Genomic DNA, 4,517 nt, shown 5'->3' with positions numbered 1-4,517 from the left:
ACTCGCCGGCATGGCACACACGCTGACCCGGCGGACGGTGCTCACCGCCGCCGCCGGGATCGCCGGGGTCGGCCTGGTCGGCGGCCTGGCCGCCCGGCAGCTGTCCGCCCCCCGCCCGGGACCGGCACCGACCCTGCCGGACGCCCCGGCCGGCGACGAACGGCTGATCCGCATCGCGTCCGGCGCGCGCGGTCGCGAGGTGGACTTCTGGACGGCGGTGCCCGACGGGTACGGCGATGGCCGCGGCCTACCCGTCTGCCTGGTGCTGCACGGCGCATCGGCCACCCCGCGCGACTACGGCCGGTTCGGGCTGGCCCGCTTCCTGACCGACGCGGTACGCCGGGGCGCCCCGCCGTTCGCGCTCGCGGGCGCCACCGGCGGACGGCTGTCCTGGCGCACCGCCGGTGACGACGACCCGCAGCGGATGGTGCGCGAGGAGGTGCCCACCTGGTGCGCCCGGCGCGGGTTCGACAGCAGCCGGCTGGCCGTGTGGGGCTGGTCGATGGGGGGCTTCGGCGCGTTGCTGCTCGCCGAGACGTACCCGAAGTGGCTGCGGATGGCCGCGGCCTTCTCCCCCGCGGTGAGCCCCGGCGACGCGGTCTTCACCGGCGTGGAGAGGCTGCGCGGCACCCCGGTCGGGCTGTGGTGCGGGCGGCAGGACAACTTCCTCAAGGACGTGCGCGCGCTGGCCCGGGTGCTGCCCGAGGAGCCGGTACGCGCCGCCTGGGCCGACGGGCGGCACAACTTCGGCTACTGGGGCACCGTCATCCCGGACGCGTTCGCGCTGATCGGCGCCGCGCTCAGCCCGCCCCGCACGTGAACCGGCACCGCACGTGACCCCGCACCGCACCTGAACCGGGCCCGCACGTGAACCGCCCCCGGCCGCGCGGGCCGGGGGCGGGACGGGCCGGTCAGTACGAGTAGAAGCCCTGGCCGGTCTTGCGGCCCAGGTCGCCGGCGGTGGCCATGCGCTGGAGCAGCTCCGGCGGGAAGAACTTCTCGTCGGCGGTGTCGGTGTAGATGTTGCGGGTGGCGTTGAGCAGCACGTCCACGCCGGTCAGGTCGACAGTGGCGAGCGGGCCCATGGCGTGGCCGAAGCCCAGCTTGCAGGCGGTGTCCAGGTCCTCGGCGGAGATCACGCCGGACTCGACGAGCTTGACCGCCTCCATCGCCAGCGCGCAGATCAGCCGGGTGGTGACGAAACCGGCGATGTCCCGGTTGACGACCACCACGGTCTTGCCGATCCCCTCGGCGAACGACTTGACCGTGTCCATCGTCGCGTCGCTGGTCTTGTAGCCGCGTACCAGCTCGCAGAGCTTCATCATCGGCACCGGCGAGAAGAAGTGCGTACCGACGACCGACTCCGGGCGCTCGGTGGCGGTGGCGATCTGGGTCACTGGGATGGCCGACGTGTTGGTGGCGAGCACCGCGTCCGCCTTGCAGATCTTGTCGAGCGCGCGGAACACCTCGTGCTTGATCTCGATTTTCTCGAAGACCGCCTCGACCACGATGTCCGCGTCGGCGGCGGCCTCCAGGTCGGTGGTCGGCGTGATCCGGCCCAGCGTCGCCTCGACGTCGGACGCCTCGATCTTGCCCTTCTCGGCGAACTTCGTCAGCGACTTCCGGATGCCGTCCACACCGCGCTTCGTGGCCGCGTCGTCGATGTCGCGCAGCGTCACCTGCCAGCCCGCCTGCGCCGCCACCTGGGCGATGCCCGAGCCCATCAGCCCGGCACCGACGACCGCGAGTCGACCCGCCATCTGCTTCTCCCTCGCCGTGTTCTGCAACGTCTGCCAGAACCCTACTTAACGACGGATAAGCAGCGGCCGTCAGATGGCCAGGTCCGGTTCCTCCGGCGCGGTGCCGCGCTCCACCTCGACGTCGAGCGCCCGCAGGTCGGCCACGAAGTCCGGGTAGCCCCTGTCGACGTGGTGCACATGCGAGACCTCGGTCAGGCCGTCGGCGCAGAGCCCGGCGATGATCAGGCCGGCGCCGGCCCGGATGTCGGTGGCGCGGACCGGGGCGCCGGACAGCCGCTCCCGGCCGCACACCAGGGCGTGGTGACCGTCGGTACGGATCTCCGCGCCCAGCCGCATCATCTCGTTGGCGAACATGAACCGGCCGTCGAAGATGTTCTCGGTGATCAGCGAGCCGCCCTCACTGACCGCCGCCAGCCCGATCGCCATCGGCAGCAGGTCGGTGGCGAAGCCCGGGTAGGGCAGCGTGACCACGTCGACCGCCCGGGGGCGGTCGTCCATCCGTACCCGGAAGGCGTCGCCCCGGGTCTCGACCAGGCCGCCGGCCGCGACCAGCTTGTCCAGCGCGACCTCCAGGTACGCCGGGTCCAGGCCGGTCACCGTCACGTCGCCGCGGGTCATCGCGGCGGCGAACGCCCAGGTGCCGGCGACGATCCGGTCCCCCACCGTGGCGTGCCGGACCGGGCGCAGCTCGGGTACGCCGACGATGTGCAGCGTCGACGTGCCGGCCCCCTCGATCCGGGCGCCCATCCGGTTCAGCATCGTGCAGATGTCGACGATCTCCGGCTCCCGGGCCGCGTTGTCGATCGTCGTGGCGCCCCGGGCCAGCACCGCCGCCATGACCAGGTTCTCGGTCGCGCCCACGCTCGGGAAGTCCAGCACGATGTCTGCGCCGTGCAGCCCGCCCGGCGCCTCGGCGATGACGAAGCCGTGCTCACCGGAGATCTCCGCGCCCATCCGGGCCAGCCCGGCGATGTGCATGTCCAGGCCGCGCGAGCCGATCGCGTCGCCGCCCGGGTGGGCCACCCGCACGTACCCCCGGCGAGCCAGCAGCGGGCCCAGCACGCAGATCGAGGCGCGCAGCCGCCGGACCAGGTCGTAGTCGGCCTCCGCGCCCGGCTGCTCCGGCACGTCGATGAGCACCGAGCGGGACCGCGCCACACCGCCGTGGGCCACCATCGGGTCGACCGGGTCGTCCGGCCCGAAACGTACGCCGCAGCCGAGCCGCCGCAGCACCTCGCCCATGATCGCGATGTCGGTGATCCGGGGCACGTTGGTGATCATGCTGCGGCCGGGCGCGAGCAGCGCCGCGGCCATCAGTTTCAGCGCGGAGTTCTTCGCACCCACCACGTGCACGGTGCCGGCGAGGCGGGCGTCACCGCGTACCCGGATGACGTCGACATCGCTGAGCGCCGGATCTCCCGCGTCCCCCGGCCCCACCGGGCTCGGCCGGGCCGGGATGGTCAGGTCCGGTATCCGTAGGCTGTGCGTCATGGCCGTCCACCTCACGCGCATCTACACCAAGGCCGGCGACGCCGGCATGACCAGGCTGAGCAACAACGAGCAGGTGCCGAAGACCGATCCGCGTATCGCCGCGTACGCGGACGTGGACGAGTGCAACGCCTCGATCGGCGTCGCGCTCGCCCTGGGGCAGCTCTCGGACGAGCTGCGGGCCGTGCTGGAGTCCGTGCAGAACGACATGTTCGACGTCGGCGCGGATCTGGCGACGCCTGTCGAGCCGGATCCGAAGTACCCGCCGCTGCGGGTGACCGAGGAGTACGTCGAGCGCCTCGAGGGCTGGTGCGACGAGTACAACGCGCGCCTGAGCAAGCTCGACTCCTTCATCCTCCCCGGCGGCACCGCTGGTGCGGCACTGCTGCACGTGGCACGGACGACCGCCCGGCGCGCCGAGCGTGCGGCATGGGCGCTGGTCGCACACGACCCCGATCGGACCAGTCCCCTCCCGGCAAAGTATCTCAACCGGCTCTCCGATTTGCTCTTTATCCTGTCAAGAACGGCAAATCCGGACGGCGACGTGCTATGGGTGCCGGGCGGGAAGCGCTGACCATCGGCGGCCTCCATCACGTGGAGGTCTGGGTACCCGACCTGGCGGCGGCCAGTCGTTCCTGGGGCTGGCTTCTCGGCGAGCTGGGCTGGACGCCCTACCAGGACTGGCCCGCCGGCCGCTCCTGGCGGCTCGGCGCGACCTACATCGTGCTGGAGGAGTCACCCGCGCTCACCGGCCGCACCCATGACAGGCGCGCGCCCGGCCTGAACCACCTGGCCTTCCACGCCGGCCCGCCGTCCGCCGTCGAGCGGCTGGTCACTGCCGCCGGAGAGTACGGCTGGACGCTGCTGTTTCCGGACCGGCACCCGCACGCGGGCGGCCCGGACAGCTACGCCGCTTACCTCAGCGACGGGCAGGGGTACGAGGTCGAGCTGGTCGCGGAGACGTGAAAAGGCCGGCACCCCGTTTGGGGTGCCGGCCTTTCGCTGTGTCTTGCTTGTTGGTCTTAGCTGTTCCAGTGCTTGGCGACGAGGTCGGCGGCCTGCTGCTCCCACTGGGCGTAGTGGTCCGGGTAAGCGGAGACCTGGACGGTCTGGGCGGCCTTGGTCAGCGGCATGTCCTGCCAACCGTCGACCTGCTTCAGACCCTTCAGGAACGCCGTCGTCGAGTACTCAGGATCGGTGATCTGCTCCACCGTGCCCCAACCACTGGAGGGACGCTGCTGGAACAGGCCCTGCGAGTCGTGGTCGTTC

The 4,517-nt window shown here is 71.9% G+C and carries 5 protein-coding genes and 1 pseudogene; 3 read left to right on the top strand and 3 right to left on the bottom strand.

Going from position 1 to position 4,517, the window contains the following annotated elements; translation table 11 throughout:
- Nucleotides 1–820 (top strand): alpha/beta hydrolase (locus ACPCK6_RS29275; protein ID WP_423482821.1); only part of this gene is annotated, 820 nt, incomplete at its 5' end.
- Between the two features lie 91 nt (nt 821–911).
- Here the strand turns inward: ACPCK6_RS29275 and ACPCK6_RS29270 are convergent.
- The gene (locus ACPCK6_RS29270) at nt 912–1,760 is read right to left on the bottom strand and encodes a 3-hydroxyacyl-CoA dehydrogenase family protein (protein ID WP_135241796.1); all 849 of its coding nucleotides are present in this window, start codon (nt 1,758–1,760) and stop codon (nt 912–914) included.
- 69 nt (nt 1,761–1,829) lie between these two features.
- Nucleotides 1,830–3,251, bottom strand: coding sequence for a UDP-N-acetylglucosamine 1-carboxyvinyltransferase (gene murA, locus ACPCK6_RS29265; RefSeq protein ID WP_423482820.1), 1,422 nt, complete (start codon nt 3,249–3,251; stop codon nt 1,830–1,832).
- Between murA and ACPCK6_RS29260 the strand changes: the two genes are divergently transcribed.
- Both ACPCK6_RS29260 and ACPCK6_RS29255 read left to right on the top strand, forming a co-directional pair.
- Nucleotides 3,250–3,822, top strand: a complete 573-nt coding sequence (locus tag ACPCK6_RS29260) for a cob(I)yrinic acid a,c-diamide adenosyltransferase (protein WP_013475364.1) — start codon at nt 3,250–3,252, stop codon at nt 3,820–3,822. The genes murA and ACPCK6_RS29260 overlap by 2 nt on opposite strands.
- Nucleotides 3,798–4,214, top strand: coding sequence for a VOC family protein (locus tag ACPCK6_RS29255; RefSeq protein WP_194800595.1), 417 nt, complete (start codon nt 3,798–3,800; stop codon nt 4,212–4,214). The genes ACPCK6_RS29260 and ACPCK6_RS29255 overlap by 25 nt, the downstream gene beginning before the upstream one ends.
- 56 nt (nt 4,215–4,270) lie before the next feature.
- On the opposite strand, the pseudogene ACPCK6_RS29250 reads toward ACPCK6_RS29255, so the two are convergent.
- Nucleotides 4,271–4,517 (bottom strand): annotated as a pseudogene (locus ACPCK6_RS29250) (hypothetical protein); the annotation flags it as partial.

Origin of the sequence: Micromonospora sp. AB353 (assembly GCF_049538395.1) — a bacterium.
Classification (GTDB): Bacteria; Actinomycetota; Actinomycetes; order Mycobacteriales; family Micromonosporaceae; genus Micromonospora; species Micromonospora aurantiaca.
This window is presented reverse-complemented; position numbering and strand designations above follow the sequence as displayed.

Excerpts from the sequence above, each read along its gene's own strand:
- ACPCK6_RS29270 (WP_135241796.1), bottom strand. The coding sequence starts at position 1,760 with ATGGCGGGTCGACTCGCGGTCGTCGGTGCCGGGCTGATGGGCTCGGGC.
- ACPCK6_RS29260 (WP_013475364.1), top strand. The coding sequence starts at position 3,250 with ATGGCCGTCCACCTCACGCGCATCTACACCAAGGCCGGCGACGCCGGC.
- murA (WP_423482820.1), bottom strand. The coding sequence starts at position 3,251 with ATGACGCACAGCCTACGGATACCGGACCTGACCATCCCGGCCCGGCCG.
- ACPCK6_RS29255 (WP_194800595.1), top strand. The coding sequence starts at position 3,798 with ATGGGTGCCGGGCGGGAAGCGCTGACCATCGGCGGCCTCCATCACGTG.